Here is a 25084-nt window from a genome sequence, read left to right as displayed (position 1 = left end):
AATGAAGGCAGTCATTTTTGATCTGGACGGAGTCATCACAGATACCGCCGAATATCATTTTCAGGCATGGGGCAGCTTGGCGGCAGCGTTAAACATCCCTTTTGATCGGGAATTTAATGAACAGTTAAAAGGAATCAGCCGTACGGAATCGCTCGACAAAATACTGGCGCGCGGTAACCTGTCCAATACGTTTTCAGAAGAAGGCAAGCAAGAACTGGCCACACGGAAAAATACGGAGTATCAGCGGCTCATCTCAGCTGTAACTCCCTCGGACATTCTTCCAGGCATTAAAGCGCTTCTGACAGAACTTCGTGAAGCCCGAATCGGCATCGCTCTGGCCTCTGCAAGTAAAAATGCAGCGTTTATCCTGGAGCGACTGGAGCTAGCGTACTATTTTGACAGTGTGGTGGATGTTACCGCCATTCGGCATGGCAAGCCTGACCCGGAAATTTTCCTCACTGGAGCTGCAAATCTGGGCGTTCAGCCTGCCGATTGTATCGGTATAGAGGACGCACAGGCTGGCATACAGGCGATCAAGGGCGCCGGGATGTTTGCGGTCGGTGTAGGAACACCTTCACAAATGCAAGGGGCAGATATCGTGGTAGCCACGACTGCCGAGCTTTCTCTGAGCATGTTGGAGGCACATTTTTACGAGTTCAAAAAGTGACTCCACTCGGAGGAATTTATATGGCGTTATCTCTAGGATAGAGTACCCTCGCCTCATAAGTATGACCAAAAACGGACACCACTGGTGTTCGTTTTTGTTTACATATACCCAAAAAACTCCCTCTGTCTCTCGCGTCTTCAGCTCCTCTATCGTTGAACACATTAGATTACCATTCCATGAATATTTATTACCATTTTACACATATTACATGCATAACTTTTGAAGGAGGAGGAGTCATGGCAAGATCACTCGAGGCGAAATTGGACCATCTACAAAAGACCCTGGGTCATCTTCCTGATGTCGTCTTCAAGAAAATGAATGTGGGTCAAACGGGAATTCATGTAATTATGATCTATCTCTCTGGTATTGCGGATACGAGCATCATTAACGAACAAATCGTCAAGCCGCTCATTTTAACTGGAATTCGTGAAAGTCACTCCCAAGTTAATCCCGAGAAAATAAAGGAGGAGCTGATACAGCAGACAGCATTTACGATCGATATGGAAGAAGAGACAGACCTTGAGACGTGTGTACACGAAGTGTTATCGGGAAATACCTGTCTGCTGATCGAAGGAACCGATGAAGTCTTTTTTGCGTCTACGGGCCAGTTTCCGTCGCGAAGTGTCGATGAACCAAGCACTGAAACTTTGGTTAGAGGACCGAGAGAAGGTTTTATTGAAGATTTGCAAAGCAACCTGGCAATGGTAAGGCGGCATATCAAAGATCTAAGTTTCAAAATAGATAAAATGACCATAGGAAGGAGATCCTCACGGAAGTTAGCGATCCTGTACATATCAGATATCGCAAATCCGGAGCTAGTTCAGGAAGTTAAACGGAGAGTCGAAACGATTGATGTGGACGATGCTTCCGATACCGGGATTATTGAGCAATGGATTGAGGAACATTCATGGTCTCCGTTCCCACAGATCCAAGCCTCTGAACGCTCGGATAAAGCTATAAATGCTTTAATGTCCGGAAGAGTTGTCATTATGCTTGATGGCACTCCTTTTGTCCTGATTGCTCCCATGACCTTCTGGATGCTGGCTCAATCCCCAGAGGATTATTACGAGCGTTTTCCTTTAGGAACATTTTTCCGCATGCTTCGTTTAACGGCTCTGTTCATTGCAACATTCCTGCCTTCGCTGTACGTTGCACTTATTTCTTTTCATCCTGGATTAATCCCACCTGAGCTAGTGATGTCTATCGTTGCCTCAAGGGAAGGGATTCCTTTTCCCGTTTTTGTGGAAGCTCTAATTATGGAGTTAGCATTGGAAATACTGCGCGAGGCAAGTCTACGGCTACCTAAAGGCATAGGACAAGTCATCGGGATTGTAGGCGGTCTTGTGATTGGACAAGCCGCTGTCGAGGCGGCGATCGTAAGTGCTTTTCTGATTATTGTCGTTGGTCTTACTGCCATTGCGTCCTTTGCAAGCCCGCAGTACAGCGGCAGTATTGGAATCCGGCTTCTTCGTTTCCCCATTATGATGATCGCAGGGATTTATGGGCTGTATGGAGTAATTTTAGCCTTTATTTGTTTAGGCGTACACATGGTCCAGATCAAAAGCTTTGGAGTTCCTTACATGTCACCCCTAGCCCCAATTCGGCTAAGAGATCAACAAGATACTTTGGTTCGGGTTCCTTTTAAATATCTCAAAAAACGCCCTATGATGCTAAAGACACAGGACGAAATACAATCTAACAGAAAAAGGAAGTAAACCTATGCTCTCTTACATCTTTCTGTTTCGTCGAACCCTATGGGCGCAAAAATGCTTTGCTGCATGGATCGCATGTGCTGCTCTCCTCACCGGTTGTTGGGATAGCAGAGAGATCGATAACTTGAGTATTATTCAAGGCGTCGCCATTGATACGGATCAGCAGGATATGCTGGAACTTACCTACCAGCACTTAATAGCGCAGAAATCCAGAAAAAATATGTATAGCAACGTAACAACCTTTAACAAAGATTCAATCCAGTCTGCTTCCAGGGAACAGGCCAAGCAGGTATCCCGTGCTCCTTTATATAGTTTTATTCGCTTAATTTTGATTAGTGACCAAGCTATACAAAAAACAAGAATCGACCAATTGTTAGATACGTTTACTCGCTCCTATAAACCGAGTCGAAAATCCCTTGTTATGATCGTAAAAGGCAATGCGAAAGAAGCGCTCAATAAGATTGGCAAACATAAAGAGATACCTTCCATTGACCTTGAAGCATTGGCCAAAAATAGTGATTTCAACTCAAAAATACCTTATAGAATAACATTAGGGGAAATGTCTACACATATCTCACAAGGAGCTGACTTCCTCATTCAATGCCTAGAAAGCAATGACGGCAATCACTTCTCAGGAGCAGCTCTGGTCAGCGGCAAAACGAAGAAATTTGCTTTTTGGCTGGACGAAGAGGATGTTATCGGAATCAACTGGATGCTGGGAAAAACGAAGGGTTCCATTATTAAAGTTGAGGACCCAAAGACGAAACAACACATGGTCTTTGAAGTTGAGGATGCCCATAGTAAACTTATTCCCCACCTTAATGGACAGGATCTCTCATTCACAGTTCGTATCAAAACAGATATCAAGCTAAACGAAAACTCGGTTACTTCTGTGGACTTCCTGAAGGAATCATTCATCCGAACCGCCAAAGAAGCAGCGCAAGATGAAATCAAACAGACCATATCCCAATCGCTAAACACACTTCAGAAAGAAATGAGAGCAGATGTAGTCGGTTTTGGCACAAAAGTAAAAGTGAACTATCCCGCTTACTGGGATCGGGTAAAGGAAAATTGGCAAAATACATTCAGTCAAATACCAATCGATGTTCAGGCCGAAGTACAGATTAAACGAACAGGTGCTTATACAAAAGGAGAGGAAGAGTAATGTCCAACATACCTTCCATGAAACAGGAAAAAATCTCTACCCTTCAAGCCTTACTTACAGTCACTTCGACCGTGTACGCTGTGGGAATTGTCAGTTTGCCAAGAACCATCGCGGAAAAGACACAAACGCCCGACGTGTGGCAGGGACTTTTGCTGGCAAGTCTGCTTGGGGTAGGCATCGTTTTTATCCATTTTAAACTGTGCCGGAGATTTCCAGGGAAGACGTTCTATGAGCTCAATCCTGTGATCGCGGGTAAATTCATCGGCCTGCTCATCAATATTGCATTTATTGTACATTGCACGATGATATGCTCTTTTGTATGTAGAATGATGGCGGAATTCCTCAAAGGTCTTGCACTGGAGAGAACCCCAATAAGTATGATTCTCTTACCGTTTCTTCTGCTTATTGGGTATTTGACCTGGGGCGGTCTCCATGCAATGGTTCGATTGATCGAACTTTTTTTCCCTTTAACCCTTATTGTTTTTTTATTGTTGGTCGTTCTTAATGTCAACCATTTCAATCTTGATAATTTGCGCCCTGTTTTCCATAAAGGATGGCGACCGATCTTTGAATCACTTAAAGTTATACCTTTCTCTACATTGGGTTTTGAATCCATCCTTATATTAACTAATGTGATGACCCACCCCCAAAAAGCATGGAAGGCTGGGTCAATCGGCTACTCGATTGCAATGGGTTTGTATATTTTAATGGTAACGATGGTCGTCGGCTGTATGTCAGTTGAGGAAGTTTCCCGACTGCAATGGCCAGTCGTTTCTTTTGCACAGCAAATTGAATTCCCCGGCGCGTTCCTGGAACGATTTGAAATATTATTTATCATTTTGTGGACGATCAAAATTTTCATGACCGCCTCAAACTATTATTTCTATATTGTAACGGGGATCAGCCAGCTCACCCAAAAGTGGAACGGGTATATCTGTTATCTCCCGTTAATTATATTATTTTGCCTGAGCATGTATCCCCAAAATTTTGTTGAGATAGGCAACTTCGATAAAATAATAGGTTATTTTGGAATTGCTGTATGCGCAGTAGTACCCTTGGTGCTTCTTGTTATCTCTATGGTCTTCCATCGAACAGAGAATCCGGATGGGAAACAATAGAGAATGCCTCCCCGCTCTTGCCAATGAATCAAACCCCTTATGCTATAGCGTAAGGGGATTTTTACTTTTTACCCGATGGTTATTCTTCGGAATTTTCCAACTGCTCCCTCCACTCAATTTATATCCGTGAACTGATATAATGGAAGAGTTAAGCAGTCATCGGATTAACTATTCTCTCTTAGGAGACTAATGCATATGAAACCAACCTATCTTATGGATGATATACAGTGGCAACAGCTTATTCAAAACGTGGCTGACCATTTTAATGATGTGACGATCAAACGAGGTTTCCAATATTTTAAGCAAGGAAAGGTAAAAGAATTCGTAATGCCTGATGCCGATCATATTGCAGCTGTCGTGGATGGAAGCGAGCTATACGAGGTGGATCTCCACTTGAGCGCTTTTGCTGCCAGCAGATGTACATGCCCTGTCCACGCCAACTGCAAGCATATGATCGCCGTACTACTGAATTACGCGAATGAACAGGAACGTTCTGTACATGCTTTAGTGAACGCTCATTCGGCGGGATTCACTCGATTGTCGACAAAAGCTGACACGCGTAACACACCTCCTTCCCGGTCGAATCTTTCACCGGATCACAAGGAAACAACAAGAAACGCCCTCAGTAAAACTGCAAGTAAAATACCGGACATGCCCATTTCAGAGTGGCATGATCTGTTCGATCAGTGTATCGCCCTTAATCGTGTGAACACACAAAACTCCCAATTTGTCCAAAGCGCTTTAGCCTCGATCTATGCTGTGAAGCCACCGCTTTCACCTGGCATGCAACAGCTATACGGACTGCATGCTCATCTGCGTGTGCTGGAAAAGCTGGTACCTCAGTCTTCCATGCCAGGCTATCCCTCTCATACCTATATGGGGTATTACACGCAAATTGCTGCCGATGAGCTTAAAGAAGCGATCGATCGTGATTTTGAGAGTCCACTGGAGCTGACCGATGAACCGATGCAAGAAGCCCGTATGGCAGAAACCTTAGCCTATTTACGCCGAAAAATGCTGACAGAATCGCGTAACGGTACTTATTTTTCAGACGCGTATTATCAGTTTTGGCTGTACTGGGTGCATCCCGTAAGACAGGACTCCAGCATATATACGGAGGAATTACAGCATTTGCAGGCGGCTGAGGAGGATCTCGGCACTACTTTAGCAAGGCTTCCGTGGATGTTGGCTCGCAGCTGGATGCATATTTTCCAATCGCAGGATAATGAAGCCTGGGTACTTCTTCAGGAAGCGGAACGAGCTTTTCCACTAAAAATCTCTTCCAACCAATTGCTTTTGTTCTTACAGGCGTTGCGTAAAGCTGAGAATTGGGCACGCCTCAAGGACGGACTGCGGCATATCGGTCCCCTGCTTCACAGTCATCGGGATGACCATTTACAGGATTATATGCATGATTGGGATGTGGTTTTGCAGCACCTTCCAGAAGCGGAGCAGGACATGTGGGACACGCTGGTGGGTATGCTTCCATTTGCCGGAGGAATGTATGAAGAGGCACTGCTTGCTCACGAGAAATGGCGGTCATGGATCGACTATCAGCTAAGCATACGCAGTGAACCTTTGAGTTTTCGAGTGAGCGTGTTACAGCCCATTGAAAAGAACGCGCCTGAGTTACTACTCCCCTTTTACCATCAAGCGGTAGAACGCTATGTGCTAGAAAAAAACAGATCCAGCTATAAAGCAGCAGTCAAGCTATTAAAGCGGCTGTTCAAGCTGTACAAGAAAATGAAGCAAGAATCACGCTGGGAGCTGTTCTTTACGACCTTCACCAGCCGTCATAGCCGCCTGCGGGCGCTACAGGAGGAATTGCGGAAAGGGAAATTGTTATCATGAGTCAATATACCGAAACGATTACCGTGCATATCCAATTAACTACCTATGGAGACGCGCTGATCTATGGCGATTCCTCCATGAACTATAGCATTTCCGGCCAAATTCTGAAGCAGCGTTTGTTTGCTTGGCATGAGGCTTCGTTTTATGGCACCGAGCTGGAGATTCAACATGTTCAAGACACGGATATTATCCTGCTGCCTTCGGAGCAGGTGATTCCTTTTCTGGCAGAGCGCGAGCTTCTAAAGCATATCGAATGGATCTGGGACGAGGCCCATGCCCCATGGCTTCAGCTGATCCCTTCGCTTGCTCACTGTATTGAAGCGAAAGCCTATGTGCCCAGCTTCACGGCGTTCCAGGCAGGGAAGCTGCAATGGGAATGGGATGCGGAAGCACTGGAAAATATCCAGCCGGCAGAGCTTGCTTTGCTAGGCAACTTGGAGAAGGACGAACAAGATGGGCTGATAGCGGCGTTCTCGGCTGCCGTATTTCAACGCTGGTACGGCACCGAAGCGGAAGCCGCCGATTTGCGAAGAGAATATCCGATTCTCTTCGCCTCCAACCGCCCAGCCGCGGCGGGTCTAGACGCGCGGGCCTGGCTCATCGCCATCGGCTGGAAAGCTGATACCGCGCCCTTTCGGCCACTACTACAACTGCTGGAGCCAGAGCTGGAGGACGACGAACCGTCCTGGCAGCTCAAGCTTGTGTTGCAGGACAAGCAAGACCCGGCGTTGCTGGTGCCTGTACAGCTCGCCGATGATGGGTACGCATCCGGCTCATGGCCCGATGCCTGGACAGCACATGTCCGTGAGCGCTCAGCCGGGTGGCTAGAAGGCTTGACCTCGATTTTGCCTGCCGGGCAGCGTGCCGGAAGCCGCGATGACGTGCTGAATCGCCCGCTCTCCGACGAAGCGGCGTGGCAATTCCTGACGACCGACAGCCAGCATCTGCTGGAAAGCGGTTGGCAAGTGCTGCTCCCGGCTTGGTGGGAGGCAGCTACCCGCAAGAAGCCGAAGCTGCGGGCCAAGGTACGCCCGGGCGAAGGGGCGGGAGAGCGCACGAAGGGCAGCTCGCTGTTCGGACTGGACTCGATTGTCCAGTTCGATTGGCGCGTTGCCATCGGTGATGCCGATCTGAGCGAGTCGGAATTCGCCGAGCTGGTCGCTCGCAACGAGCGCTTGGTGCGCTTCCGCGGGCAATGGATCGCGCTCGACCCCGCGCTGCTGGCGCAGATCCGCCGGGCTATGGCCGGGATCGACAGCGCTCAGGGATTGTCCTTTCAGGACATCCTGCAGCTGCACCTGCTCGGCAACGCCGACGATCCTGAAGGCGACGCCTCGAATGAGCAGCCGGAGGATGCGGCACGCTTCCGGCTGGAAGTCGAGCTGAATGCCCATCTGCTGAAGCTGATCAGCCAGCTCGGACAGCAGTCAGAATGGCCTGCATTGGACGTGCCGGACGGGCTGCAAGCCGAGCTGCGGACGTATCAGAGGGACGGGTACGCATGGCTTGCCTTTTTACGGCGTTTTGGACTGGGGGCCTGTCTGGCCGATGACATGGGACTTGGTAAAACGGTGCAGTTTATTACTTATCTACTGCACTTACAGGAAATTGCCGCTGAGACGGGTGTCCGCTCCAGTTCGCTGCTGATTTGCCCGACGTCGGTGCTGGGCAACTGGCAGAAGGAGCTCAGCCGCTTCGCCCCTTCATTGAAGGTCATGCTGCACTATGGAAGCAAGCGGGAGCAGGGAGACTTGTTCCGCGAAGAAGTCGAGCAAGCCGATGTCATCCTGACCTCCTTCGCTACGGCAACCCTGGATCAAGAGCTACTACAAAGCATGACCTGGGATTCGGTCTGCCTGGATGAAGCGCAAAACATTAAGAATGCGCAAACCAAGCAATCCGCAGCCGTGCGCAGCTTTCCTGCACGTCATCGGATTGCGTTGACCGGGACACCTATTGAAAATCGCTTGTCCGAGCTATGGTCCATTTATGACTTTATCAATCCAGGTTATCTGGGCAGCTCACGCGCCTTTAGCAATCGTTTTATGAATGCTATTGAGAAGGAACATAACGAGCAGCGCACATTAGATTTGCAAAAGCTGGTTCAGCCTTTCATGCTGCGGCGCAAGAAGAAGGACCCTGCTATACAGCTTGATTTGCCTGACAAGAATGAGATGAAAACCTACATTCATCTGACCTCTGAGCAGGGCGCGCTCTATGACCAGATTGTCAAAGAGTTGATGGAACGGATGCAGAAGCTGGAAGGGATTGAACGGAAAGGAGCCATTTTATCCGCCCTTACCCAGTTGAAGCAGCTTTGCGACCACCCAGCCCTCTTAACCAAGGAGGCTCTTCCGGATGCAGCGGCTTCCGGTTATAGTCCGTCCGATCTTGAGACGGTCATTAGCCGTTCATCCAAGCTAGAGCGCATTCTGGCTATGGTCAAGGAACTGCGGGAGGAGGGCGAGCGCTGCCTTATTTTTACACAGTATATTGGTATGGGGCAGATGCTCCAGCGGGTACTCGCTCAGGAGTTGCAAGAGCCTGTGCTCTATCTGAACGGTAGCACGTCCAAAACGGCGCGTGACCGAATGATTGATCAATTCCAATCTCACACGCTCCCCCCTGCCGAGCAGCCATCCGTGTTTATTTTGTCGCTCAAAGCCGGGGGGGTGGGTCTGAATCTGACGGCAGCCAACCACGTCTTTCACTTTGATCGCTGGTGGAATCCAGCTGTTGAAAATCAGGCCACAGACCGAGCCTATCGGATGGGACAAACGAAGGATGTACAGGTGCACAAATTTATCTCGCTCGGCACGCTCGAGGAACGCATTGATGAAATGCTGGAGAGCAAGCAGCAGCTTAGCGACCAAATCATAACCAGTACCGAAGGCTGGATTACTGAGCTGTCTACAGACGCGTTAAAAGACCTCTTTACGCTACGGCGCGAGTGGGCATAATGATGTCCCAAGTTCAATATATACCTATTTTTAAGAAGCAGTAGTTTATAGCACGGTCCAAAACTCCTTTGTGTGCATTTACTATCTCATCACAACAAAGGAGTTGATTTGAAGTGGCCATTCGTCCTCCACAAACGCTGAAATCTACGGGCAGAAAGGTTCCTGTTACGAGATATCGCAATGTGAGTCCAACACAAACCCTTCGTAGATTTACAGTTATCTGGGCTAACAATGATGGTGTACCTTTTAACACGTCTGGATTTTTTGCAACACTCCGGCGTTTAGATGGAACCTTTGTGCAAGCTGCAGGCTTCGACCGCTTTGGTACTGCCCGATTCAACAGAGTCCGCACACCTACGAACCAGCCTTATATTCTGCGTACTTTTAGAGATGATGGAGTATTATTCCGCGTTAGATCCGTACCTGCTGGCGTATCCTCATTTGTCGTTATTGGTTAAGCTCATACCGAACGCAGCCTAAACGTGGGTAACCAAAAAAGCAACCAGAAACAGAGCATATCTGTCCTGGCTGCTTTTTTATATGCCTACCTATTCGGAATCTTCTTCCACTATTGCATCTTTCGTAGCGGCTGTATTGTACACCGTTTTGAGCCAGTTTTCACTCGACCAGTTCAGCTTGCCTGCACCCGCTCCATCCTTGGCCTGCAATTGAGCAACCAGGTTAGCAGGGTCTTCGGCAGTATAGCTGTATGGCAACGTTGTGAACCCATTCCAAGAGAAGCCCTTGGCCTTCGCAGGATAAGGGGCTAACGGGCTATTCGCAGCTTCACTGCCTCCTCTGAATACGGTACCATTGTCGGAAAAGATAACGTCTTCGGCTTTGATTTTACCTGTGTAATCCGCTTTGTTAGGATCTTTTTGATTATTACGCACTGGAGAAAACACATCAATTAAATAAGACTTTTCTAGCAATACCGCGCCGTTTTCTGTTGAAATTGCACCATTACCCACGACATCAAAATGGTATCCCTTTGCGGCAATTGCTTTAGCCATGTCAGAAGTAATTCTTTTTTTGGCTCTGGCCAATCCGGCATCGTCCATAACGATGTTATATGCATGAGCATTACCACCACGCAAACGTGGCATACGGTCCTGAATATCCAGGTAGTAATTATGATGCAGCGTCACTTCCAAATCCGCATTGTCGCCTGCCATTTCCGTGGCACCAACCAGATGCGCTTTCTTTTGTCCTGCTGCAATATCAATGATATCTTCTTTACTCATGCCTACTGCACTGCTTCTCAGATAAGCGTACATAGGATAGGAAGACTTGTCTGCTTCCATCGCATTGACTTGTTGGGTTACCCAGCTGTTGGAGCTGCGGTCATCTCCTTTGAACAAGGACCAGGAAATCGTAACTCCGTTACTCCCTTTTTTCACATCTACCAGACCATCATAGGCTTTGTTAAATGTGCAATGGTCGATCCATACCTTGGAGCTTGCACCTTCGACAGTAATATAGTCCCAGTCATTCTTGTCATAGTTCCCTTTGGTTGCTTCATCCCACTCCCAAAGTTCATCAAATTCGAGGTTACGGAAAATCAAATTGGAGCTTCTTTTGATAACAAAGCCGGCATGTTTGATTTTCGCACCATTGGCCGAGAAAATCGTAACCCCATTCATATTTTCGATATAGACTTTGCTCACACCTGTCTTTTTCAGAACAGGATGTGTTTGTACAGGATTGTTGGCACTAAAAGGCATTACTTTGGCAGCACTAGGAATTTCATTCCAACCGAGATCAAGATCGTTCATAATCTCAATCACTTTGACTTTGCTGCCTTTCTTCAGTGCTTCGTTGAGATCTACAGCGTTGTAAACTTTTTTGTAGTTGGCATCTGTATCCGCAATGTTGCCACCACCTGTATTACCATACGAAAAGCCAGTCAAATTATAGTTACTTTTAGAGGTTACATCAGGGTCCACTCCAGGAGTCGGTTTTTCTGTACCTGGTGTTGGATTCACAGGCGGTGTTCCTGGATCTACCTCAGAAGAAGCACCGGATACAATCACATTATCGAATTCGGCAGCTGCTTTGGAGGTCACCAAACCAATGGCTCCAGCAGTGAGGCTGGTGTCTGTTGCGGACAGCTCCAGTTGATCATTGACATACATTTTGATTTCCGAACCGGATAGTTCCAGCTTAACTCTGTACCATGTATTCGTGTCCAGTTTGTATTTTTTATTGGTAGCCAGTGTCTTCATAGAGCCTTTGACTTTTTTTCGAATCTCAAGCGCTCCGTCATTCTTGTTGTACAACGATGCTGCGTAGAAGTTGTTGGAATCTGTGTATCTACCTGCAACGTAGACTCGATTGGAGCCATTAAAATCATTTACATATACATCTGCTTGCACGCTGTAGTTCGTCCATGAGGCATTACCTTTAACGGAATGGCTTTCGCTTCGACTAGATTGCTGGTATGTAGAGCCATTCCCATCCTTGACCACAGACCAGTTCCCCGAATCCGCGGTCCAGCCTTGAGCTTCTCCCTGCTCAAAATCATCACTTATCTGTAAATTCCCATCCGCATGTGCATGACCTAGCAACGGTAATGATAAAGACAGTACCAACGTACTGCTTAACATTACACTTGCACATTTTCTTAGCAAACTCGATTTCATATAACAATCCCCTTCTTTATTAGATTCATGAATACTAAAGCAAAGGTTGCACCGTTCATCGGACATGATATTCCCAACGGTATATAACGTACTGATGAAGAGAATAATATCCCAACACCAATGAGGGCCCTCAAGCGCTATACTCCAATAATTATAGGCATTTAAATATATATTAAAATATGTCTAATTACTTATCTTTTGTCTTAATCTTTCAATTAATTTTGCATCCTGTTTCGTGAACACGCCAAATTCTGTTTCATAAAATCACAAAAAACGATATTTTTTTATTTTTGAATAAGACATACAGTTGTCATATTGGGAATGGTACATATAAAGGGGTGAGTATCATCCATATCATTTAAAGGAGCGATGAGATGTCCAGCTACGACTACGCTTCCAAATCGGAGTTAAAGGAAGCCATTCATGCCTCCTACTTACGATTTGACGGTGAGTTTCAGGAGATCGACGAGAGCCAAAAAGATATTCGTATCCCTGAAGTAGATAAAACACCCGCAGAGATGATTGCCTACCAGCTCGGATGGCTTCATCTTGTCATGACATGGGACAGAGACGAACGGGAAGGAAAAACCGTCATCATGCCCGCCCCCAATTATAAATGGAACAGACTAGGCGGACTATATCAATCATTTTACAAGACTTACTCCCACCAATCTTTACGCGAATTACGCGATATGTTCAAGTTGACTGAGCAAAAGTGGCTGGATTGGATCGACACACTTAGCCACGAAGAGCTCTTCACTCAAGGCGTTCACAATTGGACGGGTACGAATCCAAACTGGCCCATGGCAAGATGGATTCACATCAACTCGGTGGCACCGTTTAAAACATTCAGAGCCAAGATACGGAAATGGAAGAAATACAAAGTTCAACAGTGATGAAAAAAAGTGTGCATTGTGCTACAATACTTGAGTTGTATCGGGATACATTTAGGGAAGGGTAAGTGAAACGCCATGCTTATTATTGGTATTGCCGGCGGTACAGGTTCCGGTAAATCGACGGTAGCACGCGCCGTCGTTGAGCGTCTGGGATCTAATAAAGTGACTTTCATATCTCAGGATAACTATTATAAAGACCATTCACATCTGAGTTATGATGAACGTGCTTTGGTCAATTATGATCATCCGTTTGCCTTTGACAACGAATTGCTTATTGAGCATCTCCAATGTCTGAAAAAAGGACAAGCGACACAAGCGCCCGTGTATGATTTTACGGTTCATGCCCGCTCCACGGACGAGACGGTAGAGCTTCTGCCAAATCATATCGTTATGTTGGAGGGTCTGCACGTACTGTCAGACGAAAAGCTCCGCAGCCTGCTTGACATCAAAGTATTTGTGGATACGGACCCTGATGTGCGTATTCTCCGTCGGGTTCTTCGCGATATTGAGGAACGCGGCCGCACCATCCATTCGATCCACGATCACTATCTGACTACGGTTAAGCCGATGCATGAGGCATTTATTGAGCCTTCCAAGAAATACGCTGACCTGATCCTTCCTGAGGGAGGACACAATGAGGTTGGCATTCAACTGCTGTCTATTTTGACTGAAAAATATTTGGCAGGAGATCGGACTTGGGGTACTGTATAAGGTAATCCCGGTTGTTTAAGGCTGTCGAGGTTTTCTCGGCTGCCTTTTTTGTGTTTTATATGCCATTCGGACTATTTTTTTTTGGAATCCCCGTGTGGTTTATGTTAGCATGTAAAGGTTAAATGCTTTAGATTCAAGCTAAGTTGGAAGCGTTATCAAATATGTGCCTCAGATGATATGACGTCCACGTGATGGAGGTCTTTTTTGAATCAGGATTTTTGCAAAATCCTCGAATAGGTATAATTACGGAGAGTGCTGCCATGAATGAGCTATGCAACATTTTGATTGTGGATGATGAGATATTGGTACGGCAAGGAATTAAACACCATTTATCGTGGGAACAGTATGGATTTCGAATTGTAGGTGAAGCTTCTAACGGGAAAGAAGCATTGGAGCTGATTGAAACCTTGCGCCCTCATATTGTCATTACAGATATCGTAATGCCGATCATGGATGGCGAGGAGCTGACGCGCATAGTCAGACAGAACTATCCAGATATCGAAGTCATTGTACTTAGCAGTTACGGCGAGTTTAATTACGTGCGATCCACCTTTCAGCAAGGGGTTGCTGACTATATTTTAAAGCCTAAGCTAGACACGGATGAGTTGCTCCAAGTGCTCCAGAGAACCGCTCGCAAAATTCCATCCATTCAATATCAAGCAGATGCCGGGAATAGTCAAATTACGATAGATCATGTGATCGAAAAGCTGATCTCCGGGTATAGCATGGACTATGACGCCGAGCTGCTGAAGCAAGCATTTCCTTATGCCCGTTTTGCGCTCATAGGTATAGAACAGCTGGCACAGCAGGATAAAGGGCGCTCCATCTCTGCCTCGGACCTATTTTCCAAGCTTACAGATCGAGTATCCTCTGCCTGTGAGTACATCGTACTGCGACAACTGCCATCTGATGGCTATGCGGCTGTGTTTTTAGCCAATCTTGATCCACGGGAAGTAGACGCCTGGATGGCTGCGGTTAGGGAAGTTGCTCAGGAGACAAAGCGAGTCGATCCACAGACAGGCTGGGCAGTTAGCCATTTATTTGATGAGTTCAATCAGATTAGTGACGTCTATCAGGATGAACTGCCAAAACTGCTGAGTTACCGCTTTTATTTCCCAGGAACAGCGCTGTTAATAGAAGACGAACTCCCTCAGCCTGTACAAGTGAACAGCTCGTTTAACTTAAAACAATTTACAGAAGAGATGAAGCGTGAGCATTTTGATACAGCTTTTCAGGATTTGAGGTCCTATGTAGCCGCCATGTCCGGTAACTATACCTCTACCGCTTTTGAATTCAAATCGCTTCTTGGAAATATCGTGTTCAACATTACGATTTTGCTCGGGAATCAGGGGTATGATATGAAGGAGTTGGATGCGGCGAAATATTCCTATTTCAAAACAATTAATGATGCCCCTCATGTACATGAAGCTGTGCGCCTTCTGGAGGCCTTTTTGGAGGAAGCGAACAGGCAGATCATGGCCAAGACACAGCCGGGAAGTAGCGCAAGCATGAAAAAACTGCTGGAGTATATTGAGGAGCATCATGCTGAAACACTCAATTTGACGACACTTGGGCAATATTTTCACTTTAACCCTTCTTACTTGTCCAGTTATTTTACGGCACACCATACAGAAGGTTTTAGCGAGTATCTGAACAAAATTCGGGTTGAAAAAGCCGCAGAGTTACTACGGTCGGGGACGATGTCCATTTCGGATATTAGCAGCATGGTAGGCTATTCGGACCCCAGCTATTTTACCAAAGTGTTCAAAAAGGTGAAGGGTTCCTCGCCCAGTCAGTACCGCCGGGAGCATCTCTATTAGAGAGTAAGTCACATCTGCCAGCAGAAAAGAGATTGAATATGAAAAGATATATGCATAAGATCAAATATCAAGGTCTGTTCTTCAAAATCTTTATTGTTATGGTGGTCAGCATCACTGCGGTGTCCTTGCTGACCTCTTTGGTGACAATTCGAATGTCTGAACGACTTTTTGCGGAGACATTCAGTATTACAAATGCCAAGGTACTCAGCCAGATTCAATCCAGCTTTGAATCCTTCAATGATTCCATCGTGAATGCCGTAACCCATGCTTCGGAAAATGGAACGGTCAAGAACTATCTGACTGGCGGTCAATCTGACTCGATTAACTCGGCGAGGACTTACTTCGGAATGGCACAGCAAATGAAGCAAATTAAATCGAACGTCGATGCCTATGATGTTGGTGTCGCTGTAACTGGTCTGAACGGTCGGAGCTTTTACTCTGACTCATCCTATTGGCCTGTAACTGCGGAAGAGCTTAAAAGCAGTGCGATTACAGCCCAAAGTGTAGCACGACCGGCACAGCTTATGTATCAATTGGATACTGAATTATTTCAGCAACAAATGAATACCACCGCGCAAAAGCCAACACCCTATATCATCGCCTCCAAACCATTTATGGAGCGGACCAGTGGCACCCTGTACGGCATGATCTACATCGCTATCCGAGAGCCTGAATTTCGCCGTTTCTACAACAATTTCACGAGCAACGGCAATGATGTGCTTATTTTGGACAAGTCGGGATTAATTGTATCAAGCAACCGCCAGGACCTGATCGGACAACGCTCCAGTGAGCTGCTAGGCTATGCCACAAAAATCAATGAACAGGGATTGAACTACATTAATGCGGATGTGATGAATAAGGAGAGTATCCTCCTTTCCAACTATATCCCTTCATTTGATTTTTATCTGGTGAACATGATCGACAGACAAGCCGCGATTGGGCAAATTATTGACGTTAAATCCGTTGTCTGGATCTGCATTGCCATCGTACTGATTGCTTTGGTGATCGTTTTTCTGATATCCCGTCGACTAATTCGTTCCCTGACTCGACTGGTGAAGCAAATGTCGACCATACGTGAGAAAAATTTTGATAATTATATCCCGGTAACAGGCAGCTATGAGGTTAGACAATTAAGTCATGCTTACAACTACATGTTGGATGAACTAAATGACTATATCCGTAAGCTTTTAGAGACGCAAAAAGGCCAACGAAACGCAGAGCTTGCTGCACTACAACGGCAGATCAATCCGCATTTTCTGTACAATACACTGGCTTCGATCAAAATGCTGGTACTCAAAGGAAACAAGGAAACAGCCGCCGAAACGATCAATGCGCTCATTTCCTTACTGCAAAATACAATCAGCAATGTGAGTGAAACAATCACCATCGAGCAGGAAATGGCCAACATGCAAAATTATGTGTTCATTAACCATGTGCGCTACGGGCAGCGGGTACAAGTGAATTATTTTGTATCACCCGATTGTCTGGAGTACCATGTGCCCAAGCTCATCATTCAGCCTTTTATCGAAAACTCTTTTTTCCATGCGTTTAATGAAAAAAATGTAGGCCACATCTATATATTGGTGTCCAAAACGGAGGATACATTGATCTGTGAGGTGGTCGATGATGGGGACGGTATGGATTTGGACGGGCATACGGCGCAAGACGGACTGCCGAATCCCAAGAGCAAGCGCCAACTGTTCACAGGCATCGGCATCCAGAATGTGCACAACCGCATTACCCTTTTATATGGAGAAGAATACGGCGTGACCATCTCCAGTAAAAAAGGCGAGGGCACCAAAGTGAGAATGACCCTCCCACTGATCGTAAAACCCACCCCACCTACCCCATAAAAAAATAGGCTGAACTAAACAAAGAAGGTGGAACAAGAACGGAGTGGGCGGAATGGTGCTGTACAAGCAACAGCGATGGGAAGCACCATCCGGCCGCGCAGTGGCGCTTAGTGAACAACTTTAGTTCAACCTAAAAAAAATACCTAAATCAAAATAAAACACAAATGTAAGCGGTACCTTTTTTCATAAATCATAATAATAAGACCAATCCGTATAAAGATATTCCTAACACCGACAAAGTATGGATGGTACACTAGATTTACAAACAAGGTAACCGCTTTCATTCAAGAGATTTAGAACTGGCAAGCAACATATAAAAAAAGAGTAGGGGTTGAACAAAATGAAAAAAATGACTTTCCTTCTGCTGATTGCAAGCTTGATCTTGCTATCCGCATGCTCCAGCAATTCCGAGAAAGCAGCTACAACCACAGATTCAGGCAAAAAAGAAATCACCGTCTGGGCTTGGGACCCGAACTTTAATATCGCAGCCCTGAAGCTGGCAAAAGATCGCTACGTTGCGAAACATCCAGATGTAACCGTAAACATTGTTGAATATGCTCAAAACGATATCGTACAAAAAATGAATGCCGGCCTTAACTCCGGATCTACCAAAGGATTGCCGAACGTGGTTCTGATCGAGGATTATCGGGCACAGAACTTCCTGCAAGCCTATCCTGATTCTTTCCATGATATGAGCAGCACGATCAAAGCATCCGACTTCGCTGATTATAAAATCGGACCGACTAGTTACAATGGCAAGCAGTACGGTGTTCCATTCGACTCCGGTGTTATGGGACTGTATGTAAGAACGGATTATCTAGAACAAGCCGGCTACAAAGTAGCGGACCTGACCAATATTGATTGGGACAAATTTATTGAAATTGGTAAAGCCGTAAAACAAAAAACAGGCAAAGAAATGCTGACTCAAGATCCGAATGACCTCGGTCTGATCCGTGGTATGATCCAAACTGCAGGTTCATGGTACCTGAAAGAAGACGGTAAGACACCAAACCTGGCTGGTAATCCAGCTCTGAAAGAAGCGCTCTTGACGTACAAATCCTTGTTCGACGCTAACATTGTTAAAATGAATGCCGACTGGAGTCAGTTCTTGGCCGCATTCAACAGCGGTGCAGTTGCTTCCGTACCTACAGGTAACTGGATTACACCTTCGATCAAAGCAGAAGCTTCGCAATCGGGTAAATGGGCCGTTGTTCCTTTCCCTAAGCTGAAAAATATACCTGAATCCGTGAATGCTTCTAGCCTCGGCGGCAGCTCCTGGTATGTCCTTAACTCGGACGGTCAAGATACCGCTGCTGATTTCCTGAAAGAAACATTCGGAACAGATACAGAGCTGTATCAAGATATGCTGAGCAAAATTGGAATTGTCGGTTCATTGAACGCAGCTTCCAGCGGTAAAGCTTATGACGTGGAGGATCCGTACTTCGGAGGCGACAAAGTATACAAGAAATTTGCAGAATGGACTAAACAAGTTCCAAAAGTCAATTATGGTCTGCACACGTATGCCATTGAGGATATCATGACCGTTGAAATTCAAAACTATCTGAACGGAAAAGATGTAGACGCAGTTCTGAAAGATGCTCAAGGACAAGCGGAAGCACAGCTTAAATAAGACAGTCCATCTAGCCAAGGCTAAATAATAAAACGAAAAGCACTTAAAACCTTGGGCTTGCGAGTTCAAGGTTTTATTGCTGCACAGGGAGTTGACATGGTATGAAGACAGCCGCGCCCAAAATAACTACAACACGTCTCAAAGCAGGTATGACAGGATGGTTGTTCATATCCATCGCAGTGATCATGATCGCCGCTTTTTATTTCTATCCGATGATTCAGGCGCTTATCTTGTCCTTTAAGACAGGTACAGGGTCTAATCTGAGCTTTAACGGCATTGATAACTACAAGCGACTCTTCACCGATAAAATGTTTATAACCGCCGTGAAGAATACGTTTATCTATTTAATTTTCCAAGTGCCTTTGATGGTCATTCTGGCTCTGTTCATTTCGGTATTGTTGAATGATAAAAACCTGAAATTCAAGGGCTTTTTCCGCACCGCTATCTTCTTGCCGTGTATCACATCCCTTGTAGCATACTCGGTTGTTTTCAAGTATTTGTTCTCATCTGACGGTTTGGTAAACTCCTTGTTGCTGAATCTGCACGTGATTGGCACGCCCATCCAATGGATTACAGACCCTTTCTGGGCCAAGGTTACGATTATTATCGCGATCACATGGCGCTGGACTGGTTATAATATGATCTTTTACCTGTCTGGTCTTCAGAACATTGACAGTTCCATCTACGAAGCGGCCCGTATTGACGGAGCTTCCCCGATCCGACAGTTTTTCAGCATTACGGTTCCACTGCTTAAGCCGATTATCCTGTTCACTTCGATTACATCAACGATTGGTACACTCCAACTCTTCGATGAAATTATGAATATTACCAAGGGTGGACCAGGGAACGCGACATCTTCAATTTCGCAATATATTTACAATCTGTCCTTCAAGTATTCATCCGACTTTGGTTATGCGGCGACCGTATCTTATTCCATCGTCATTATGATCATTATCTTGTCGATTATCCAGTTCAAAGTGGCAGGTGAGAAAAAATGATGAAAACAAAAAGAGCATTTACGTACGCCTTTCTGATCCTTGTGTCGTTCGTTTCGATTTTCCCGTTCCTGTGGATGCTATCCAGCGCCACGAACCTATCAGTCGATGTGACCAAGGGCAAGCTTCTGCCTGGCTCCCATCTGATGGATAACATGCACAATTTGCTGGAAAAAGTAGACATCGTTACCGCACTAAGTAACTCTGCAAAAGTCTCCATCTCGACTACATTGCTGGCTATGCTAATCGCATCACTGGCTGGTTATGGCTTTGAAATTTACAGAAGTAAAGCAAAAGACGTTGTTTTCAATATCCTGCTGATGTCTATGATGATTCCATTTGCGGCAATCATGATCCCGCTTTACCGGATGTTCGGCAGTATTTCTAATGTCATACCGTGGATCGGTATCGATACGCTCTCTTCCGTTGTCATTCCGACCGTAACTACGGCGTTCCTGATCTTCTTTTTCCGTCAAAGTACCAAAATGTTCCCCAAGGATCTGCTTGAAGCGGGTCGTATGGATGGATTATCCGAGCTGGGTCTGTTCTTCCGGGTATATATGCCTACGATGAAAACAACCTATGCTGCTGCCGCGATTATTACGTTCATGTCCAGCTGGAACAACTACCTCTGGCCTTTGATCGTGCTGCAAACGCCGGAGAATCAAACCATCCCACTGTTGATCTCGAACCTCGGCTCCAGCTATGCACCGGATTACGGTGTCATCATGATCGCCATTGTCCTGTCCACACTACCGACTGCACTGGTATTCTTCCTGATGCAGAAACACTTTGTAGCAGGCATGGTGGGTTCGGTAAAATAACAGATTTCTGTGTACGTTCTTCATTTCATTTTATAAATAAGGAGTGTTCGCCTTGACCATCCAACCCCCTAGTCTGGACTGGCTGACCGACGTAACCAAATTTGCTGTACATCGGCTCCCCGCCTATTCCGATCACAAATATTACGCTACGCTTCAGGAAGCGGAGCAGCAAGCTGATATGGCTTGGCGCCATAGCCTGAATGGGAGCTGGAAATTTAACTATGCAACGAATCCAGCCAGTCGTCCGGTAGAGTTCTATGCGCCTGGGTTTGAGTATGGCGGCTGGAGCGATATTCAGGTGCCGGGTCACATTCAGACACAAGGCTTTGGCCAAATGCAGTACGTGAATACGATGTATCCATGGGACGGACATTCGGACGTTCGCCCACCCCATATTCCAGAGGATCACAACCCAGTCGGAAGCTATATCAAAAGCTTTGTTTTGCCGGAAAATATGGCTTCCGACGCGCAGCCTGTATTCATTTCTTTCCAAGGCGTCGAGTCGGCTTTCTATGTATGGCTGAACGGACAATTTGTTGGTTACAGTGAGGATAGCTTTACACCTTCTGATTTCGAACTGACACCGTTCCTGCAAGCAGGCGAAAACAAGCTGGCGGTAGAGGTATATCAAAGAAGTACGGGAGCATGGCTGGAGGATCAAGACTTTTGGCGTTTTTCTGGTATTTTCAGAGACGTATATCTCTATACCATCCCTACGGTTCACGTACGTGACCTGCATGCCAAGGCAGATCTGGATGCTTCCTACACACAGGGCCTTCTGGAGCTGAAATTGACCTTGGAAAAACCAGCAACTGCCTATGCAACTGTCGATGTGAAAAATGCTGTCGGCCATGTTGTAGCTTCTTTGAAAGCTGACTTTACGGATGGCACCGCTTCGCTATCAGCAACCTTAGAACAAGTGCAGAGCTGGAGCGCGGAGAAACCCTATTTGTACACGTTGTTCATTCAAATTTATGATGCCAGTGGATCGCTCGTGGAAGTCATTCCACAAAAAATCGGCTTCCGTAAATTTGAGCTGATCAACAAGGTCATGCATTTGAACGGCAAACGCATCGTCTTTAAAGGTGTGAACCGCCATGAATTTAACGCTCGCACTGGACGTGCGATTTCCCGTGAAGATATGCTGTGGGATATCCGGACGCTCAAGAAGAATAATATGAACGCTGTACGTACCTCTCATTACCCGAATCAGACACTGTGGTATGAGCTATGCGATGAGTACGGGGTCTATGTAATTGATGAAATGAACTTGGAAACACACGGTTCCTGGCAAAAACTTGGCGCCGTCGAGCCATCCTGGAATATTCCCGCTAATCTGCCTGAGTGGCAGGATATCGTTATGGATCGCGCCATTTCCATGCTGGAACGGGACAAAAACCATGCGTCCATTCTGATCTGGTCCTGCGGTAATGAGTCGTATGCAGGTGAAGTGCTGCGCAATGTAGCTAACTATTTCCGAGCCACCGACTCGAGTCGCTTGGTGCACTACGAAGGCGTGTTTCACAACCGTACGTACGATGATACCAGCGATATGGAGAGCCGGATGTACGCCAAACCCGCAGATATCGAGCAATATCTGAACGACAATCCGCAAAAACCGTATATCAGTTGCGAATATATGCATGCAATGGGTAATTCCGTAGGCGGCATGCACAAGTATACTGAGCTGGAGAACAAATACGAGCTGTATCAGGGCGGTTTTATTTGGGATTACATCGATCAGGCGGTCATGAAAAAAGATCGCTACGGACGCGAGTACCTCGCGATCGGCGGCGACTTTGACGACCGTCCAACAGACTACGGCTTCTGTACGGACGGAATTGTCTATGCGGACCGGAAGGTTTCACCGAAGATGCAGGAGGTCAAATTCCTGTACCAAAATTTGAAGCTCACCCCGGATCGCAGTGGCGTAACTATTCGCAACGAAAACCTGTTCGAAGGAACGGAGGACTACGAGCTTGTATACAGCCTGCTGCATGAGGGCCAAGAGATCGCACGGAATACCATTCATGTAGATGTGGCGGCTCAGACCGAAGCCTATATTCCATTGACGTTCCCAAGCACAGACGGGAAGCCTGGGGAATATGTCATTCACACGGCGCTTGTATTGAAGGAAGCGACGATTTGGGCCGACGCTGGGCATGAAGTAGCCTTCGGACAGCATATTTTCATTGTGGAAAATCCAAATCCGCTGAAAGCTCCTACAGGTGGAGCCCTACGAGTGGTGCATGGCGATGTAAATATCGGCGTTCATGGTACGGATTTCACCATCATGTTCTCCAAAGGAGCAGGCAGCCTGACTTCACTTCGCTACGCTGGACGCGAGATGATCGCTACGCCTCCTGCCCCGTTGTTCTGGCGGGCGACCACAGACAATGATCGGGGAACCGCACTGGGCTTTGAAGCTGGTGGCTGGTTCGCTGCAAGTCTGACACGTAAATGCGTGGGCATCGAGGTCACGGAAGAGCAGACAGACCGTGTAACTGTTGCATTCCGCTACACGCTGAGCATTCATGCGGACGCACAGGTAACGGTAGCCTACACCGTCTTCGCAGATGGCAGTCTGAACGTAAAATCCACCTATGAAGGTGTATCAGGACTGCCTAACCTACCGATCTTTGCCCTTTCGTTCAAGGTTCCAGCGGACTACCGCCATCTGGACTGGTATGCGATGGGACCGGAGGAGAATTATATCGACCGGGCCTTCGGTGCTAGACTTGGCGTATTCCGTAACGAAGCTGCGGATAACGTGTCCGGGTATGTCGTGCCACAGGAATCCGGCAATCGTACAGGCGTGCGCCGTGTCGATATTACTGACGATTCACGGCGGGGCATCCGCATTACCGCACCTGCCACCGCACCAGTGGAATGCAATATCTCGCCGTATACAGCGTTCGAGCTGGAAAGTGCATACCATCTGTATGAGCTGCCGAACGTGTATTACACCGTTGTCACCGTAGCTGGCAAGCAAATGGGCGTAGGCGGCGACGACAGCTGGGGTGCTCCGGTACATGAGGAATATCAAATCCCAGCCGATCAAAAGCTGGAATTCGAGTTCACCGTGCAGCGGATATAAATACACTCCCCGCATAGGCAAGTATATATAACAAAAGCCCTTCCGCTACTTCCCTCATGGAAAGCCGGAAGGGCTTTTGCATTTTATCATTCCAATCATACTGTCAGCAGAAAATAATGTCCTAGGTTGTCGTTGTTTCATTGAATCAACGTTTCCCGTTAGTTCATGGATTAATATACAACTAAAATCCAAACTCTGTTACTCTTTCAAGCCACTCACGCATAAGTGACTCAAATAATAGAGCCTGTTCAATCTGAAGATTATGCCCTGCTCGATCTAAAACGGCGAAGGTTGCTCTAGGATAATTATCTAAAATTCTAAAAGCATCTATGTAACCAACGACTGCATCTTGTCGCCCAAGAGTAAATACTGTTGGTTTATCAAAAACTAATTTATCTATATTGGTGGAAAACCCATAGTTTCTTTGAATCTTGCTAAGAAAACCGTAGTCAGCGATCTTACAACCTGCCACTATCTCTTCAGAATACCTTTTCCAATTATATTCATTGAGAACGACTTGATTTGCGCTAAAATCACTTATTTGCTCTTCACTTAAGGTGCCCATAAACTCGCGATCACAATGAACAACAAAATGCTCGGGCAGTATTCTTCTTTTGTGTTCAGGAATAATTAATGGACAAATCAGAGCAGCTCCACCAATACGATCTTTATGTCTATTAATTATTCCCCTTGTAATATATCCACCGTACGATTCGCCTGCTATGAGATAATCCTCGTTTGGGACAAGAGTTTCAATAAAATTTATAACTGCTTCTAGCATATCATCTGAATTACATATTTGATCGTAATCCTTTGTTTGTCCCATTCCAGGCAGGTCAAGATAGATACGACGCCAATCGGAATTACCTTCAAATATCGGTTCCATGCACCCACTCATTAACCGATGGTCTGGTGTAAAACCATGAATCATTATAATCGGTTTGCCTTTACCAATTTCCTCGTAATATATATTGGCATTCTTGACTTTACAATATGGCATACAGACCCTCCAAAATTGAGTTATTTATAAAATTCTTACACCAAAGAAGAATCTACATTGTTTTATCAAAAAAAACAGATCTCCGGTTCGTTTTGATTATATACTCATATATAACACATGTAAAGAACGCTTGTTCCCTTTTC

Annotated in this window: 17 protein-coding genes; 15 read left to right on the top strand and 2 right to left on the bottom strand. The window is 46.2% G+C overall.

Annotated features, from left to right (window positions below; translation table 11 throughout):
- Position 1: 1 nt before the first annotated feature.
- From pgmB to NSS94_RS01170, 7 genes are all read left to right on the top strand, one after another.
- Positions 2-667, top strand: a complete 666-nt coding sequence (pgmB, locus tag NSS94_RS01200; RefSeq protein ID WP_029516901.1) for a beta-phosphoglucomutase — start codon at positions 2-4, stop codon at positions 665-667.
- Between the two features lie 236 nt (positions 668-903).
- Positions 904-2382 (top strand): spore germination protein, encoded by a 1479-nt coding sequence (locus tag NSS94_RS01195; RefSeq protein WP_029516902.1) that lies wholly within the window; start codon positions 904-906, stop codon positions 2380-2382.
- Positions 2383-2386: 4 nt separating this feature from the next.
- Positions 2387-3544, top strand: a complete 1158-nt coding sequence (locus NSS94_RS01190) for a Ger(x)C family spore germination protein (protein WP_341038355.1) — start codon at positions 2387-2389, stop codon at positions 3542-3544.
- Positions 3545-3561: 17 nt separating this feature from the next.
- A complete protein-coding gene (locus NSS94_RS01185; RefSeq protein ID WP_241081094.1) occupies positions 3562-4662 on the top strand; it encodes a GerAB/ArcD/ProY family transporter in 1101 nt (366 codons plus the stop codon).
- Positions 4663-4857: 195 nt separating this feature from the next.
- Positions 4858-6513 carry an SWIM zinc finger family protein gene (locus tag NSS94_RS01180; RefSeq protein ID WP_029516905.1) on the top strand — a complete coding sequence of 552 codons (1656 nt, stop codon included), beginning with the start codon at positions 4858-4860 and terminating at the stop codon, positions 6511-6513.
- A complete protein-coding gene (locus NSS94_RS01175) occupies positions 6510-9473 on the top strand; it encodes a DEAD/DEAH box helicase (RefSeq protein WP_341038348.1) in 2964 nt (987 codons plus the stop codon). Before NSS94_RS01180 ends, NSS94_RS01175 begins: the two co-directional genes overlap by 4 nt.
- 113 nt (positions 9474-9586) lie before the next feature.
- On the top strand, positions 9587-9931 hold the full coding sequence (locus NSS94_RS01170) for a hypothetical protein (RefSeq protein WP_016820169.1): 345 nt from the start codon (positions 9587-9589) through the stop codon (positions 9929-9931).
- Positions 9932-10021: 90 nt separating this feature from the next.
- Here the strand turns inward: NSS94_RS01170 and NSS94_RS01165 are convergent, their stop codons facing one another.
- The gene (locus tag NSS94_RS01165; RefSeq protein WP_341038346.1) at positions 10022-12115 is read right to left on the bottom strand and encodes a pectate lyase family protein; all 2094 of its coding nucleotides are present in this window, start codon (positions 12113-12115) and stop codon (positions 10022-10024) included.
- 374 nt (positions 12116-12489) lie between these two features.
- Here NSS94_RS01165 and NSS94_RS01160 point away from each other — a divergent pair, with 374 nt between their 5' ends.
- From NSS94_RS01160 to NSS94_RS01125, 8 genes are all read left to right on the top strand, one after another.
- Positions 12490-13011 carry a ClbS/DfsB family four-helix bundle protein gene (locus NSS94_RS01160; RefSeq protein ID WP_341038344.1) on the top strand — a complete coding sequence of 174 codons (522 nt, stop codon included), beginning with the start codon at positions 12490-12492 and terminating at the stop codon, positions 13009-13011.
- Between the two features lie 75 nt (positions 13012-13086).
- A complete protein-coding gene (gene udk / locus NSS94_RS01155) occupies positions 13087-13722 on the top strand; it encodes a uridine kinase (RefSeq protein WP_013308305.1) in 636 nt (211 codons plus the stop codon).
- 260 nt (positions 13723-13982) lie between these two features.
- Positions 13983-15542 (top strand): response regulator transcription factor, encoded by a 1560-nt coding sequence (locus NSS94_RS01150; RefSeq protein ID WP_341038342.1) that lies wholly within the window; start codon positions 13983-13985, stop codon positions 15540-15542.
- Between the two features lie 38 nt (positions 15543-15580).
- Entirely contained in the window at positions 15581-17395 is a 1815-nt protein-coding gene (locus NSS94_RS01145) for a cache domain-containing sensor histidine kinase (RefSeq protein WP_029516910.1), read from the top strand.
- 340 nt (positions 17396-17735) lie between these two features.
- Positions 17736-19025: an ABC transporter substrate-binding protein gene (locus NSS94_RS01140; RefSeq protein ID WP_029516911.1), complete on the top strand. Its 1290-nt coding sequence runs from the start codon at positions 17736-17738 to the stop codon at positions 19023-19025.
- A gap of 101 nt (positions 19026-19126) precedes the next feature.
- Positions 19127-20023, top strand: a complete 897-nt coding sequence (locus tag NSS94_RS01135) for a carbohydrate ABC transporter permease (RefSeq protein ID WP_013308301.1) — start codon at positions 19127-19129, stop codon at positions 20021-20023.
- Positions 20020-20844: a carbohydrate ABC transporter permease gene (locus NSS94_RS01130; RefSeq protein ID WP_013308300.1), complete on the top strand. Its 825-nt coding sequence runs from the start codon at positions 20020-20022 to the stop codon at positions 20842-20844. The genes NSS94_RS01135 and NSS94_RS01130 overlap by 4 nt, the downstream gene beginning before the upstream one ends.
- Positions 20845-20896: 52 nt before the next feature.
- A complete protein-coding gene (locus tag NSS94_RS01125) occupies positions 20897-23941 on the top strand; it encodes a glycoside hydrolase family 2 TIM barrel-domain containing protein (RefSeq protein ID WP_341038340.1) in 3045 nt (1014 codons plus the stop codon).
- 181 nt (positions 23942-24122) lie between these two features.
- Here the strand turns inward: NSS94_RS01125 and NSS94_RS01120 are convergent, their stop codons facing one another.
- The gene (locus tag NSS94_RS01120) at positions 24123-24941 is read right to left on the bottom strand and encodes an alpha/beta fold hydrolase (protein WP_069010160.1); all 819 of its coding nucleotides are present in this window, start codon (positions 24939-24941) and stop codon (positions 24123-24125) included.
- Positions 24942-25084 lie beyond the last annotated feature (143 nt).

It is taken from the genome of Paenibacillus sp. FSL L8-0644, assembly GCF_038008165.1.
Lineage (GTDB): Bacteria > Bacillota > Bacilli > Paenibacillales > Paenibacillaceae > Paenibacillus > Paenibacillus polymyxa_D.
The sequence above is the reverse complement of the archived record's forward strand: the minus strand, read 5'-3'. Positions and strand labels throughout refer to the sequence as shown.

Coding starts and splice junctions, on each gene's coding strand:
- NSS94_RS01120 (WP_069010160.1), bottom strand. CDS start 24,941: ATGCCATATTGTAAAGTCAAGAATGCCAATATATATTACGAGGAAATT.
- NSS94_RS01130 (WP_013308300.1), top strand. CDS start 20,020: ATGATGAAAACAAAAAGAGCATTTACGTACGCCTTTCTGATCCTTGTG.
- NSS94_RS01145 (WP_029516910.1), top strand. CDS start 15,581: ATGAAAAGATATATGCATAAGATCAAATATCAAGGTCTGTTCTTCAAA.
- NSS94_RS01195 (WP_029516902.1), top strand. CDS start 904: ATGGCAAGATCACTCGAGGCGAAATTGGACCATCTACAAAAGACCCTG.
- NSS94_RS01165 (WP_341038346.1), bottom strand. CDS start 12,115: ATGAAATCGAGTTTGCTAAGAAAATGTGCAAGTGTAATGTTAAGCAGT.
- pgmB (WP_029516901.1), top strand. CDS start 2: ATGAAGGCAGTCATTTTTGATCTGGACGGAGTCATCACAGATACCGCC.
- NSS94_RS01135 (WP_013308301.1), top strand. CDS start 19,127: ATGAAGACAGCCGCGCCCAAAATAACTACAACACGTCTCAAAGCAGGT.
- NSS94_RS01160 (WP_341038344.1), top strand. CDS start 12,490: ATGTCCAGCTACGACTACGCTTCCAAATCGGAGTTAAAGGAAGCCATT.
- NSS94_RS01140 (WP_029516911.1), top strand. CDS start 17,736: ATGAAAAAAATGACTTTCCTTCTGCTGATTGCAAGCTTGATCTTGCTA.
- NSS94_RS01190 (WP_341038355.1), top strand. CDS start 2,387: ATGCTCTCTTACATCTTTCTGTTTCGTCGAACCCTATGGGCGCAAAAA.
- NSS94_RS01175 (WP_341038348.1), top strand. CDS start 6,510: ATGAGTCAATATACCGAAACGATTACCGTGCATATCCAATTAACTACC.
- NSS94_RS01150 (WP_341038342.1), top strand. CDS start 13,983: ATGAATGAGCTATGCAACATTTTGATTGTGGATGATGAGATATTGGTA.
- udk (WP_013308305.1), top strand. CDS start 13,087: ATGCTTATTATTGGTATTGCCGGCGGTACAGGTTCCGGTAAATCGACG.
- NSS94_RS01185 (WP_241081094.1), top strand. CDS start 3,562: ATGAAACAGGAAAAAATCTCTACCCTTCAAGCCTTACTTACAGTCACT.
- NSS94_RS01180 (WP_029516905.1), top strand. CDS start 4,858: ATGAAACCAACCTATCTTATGGATGATATACAGTGGCAACAGCTTATT.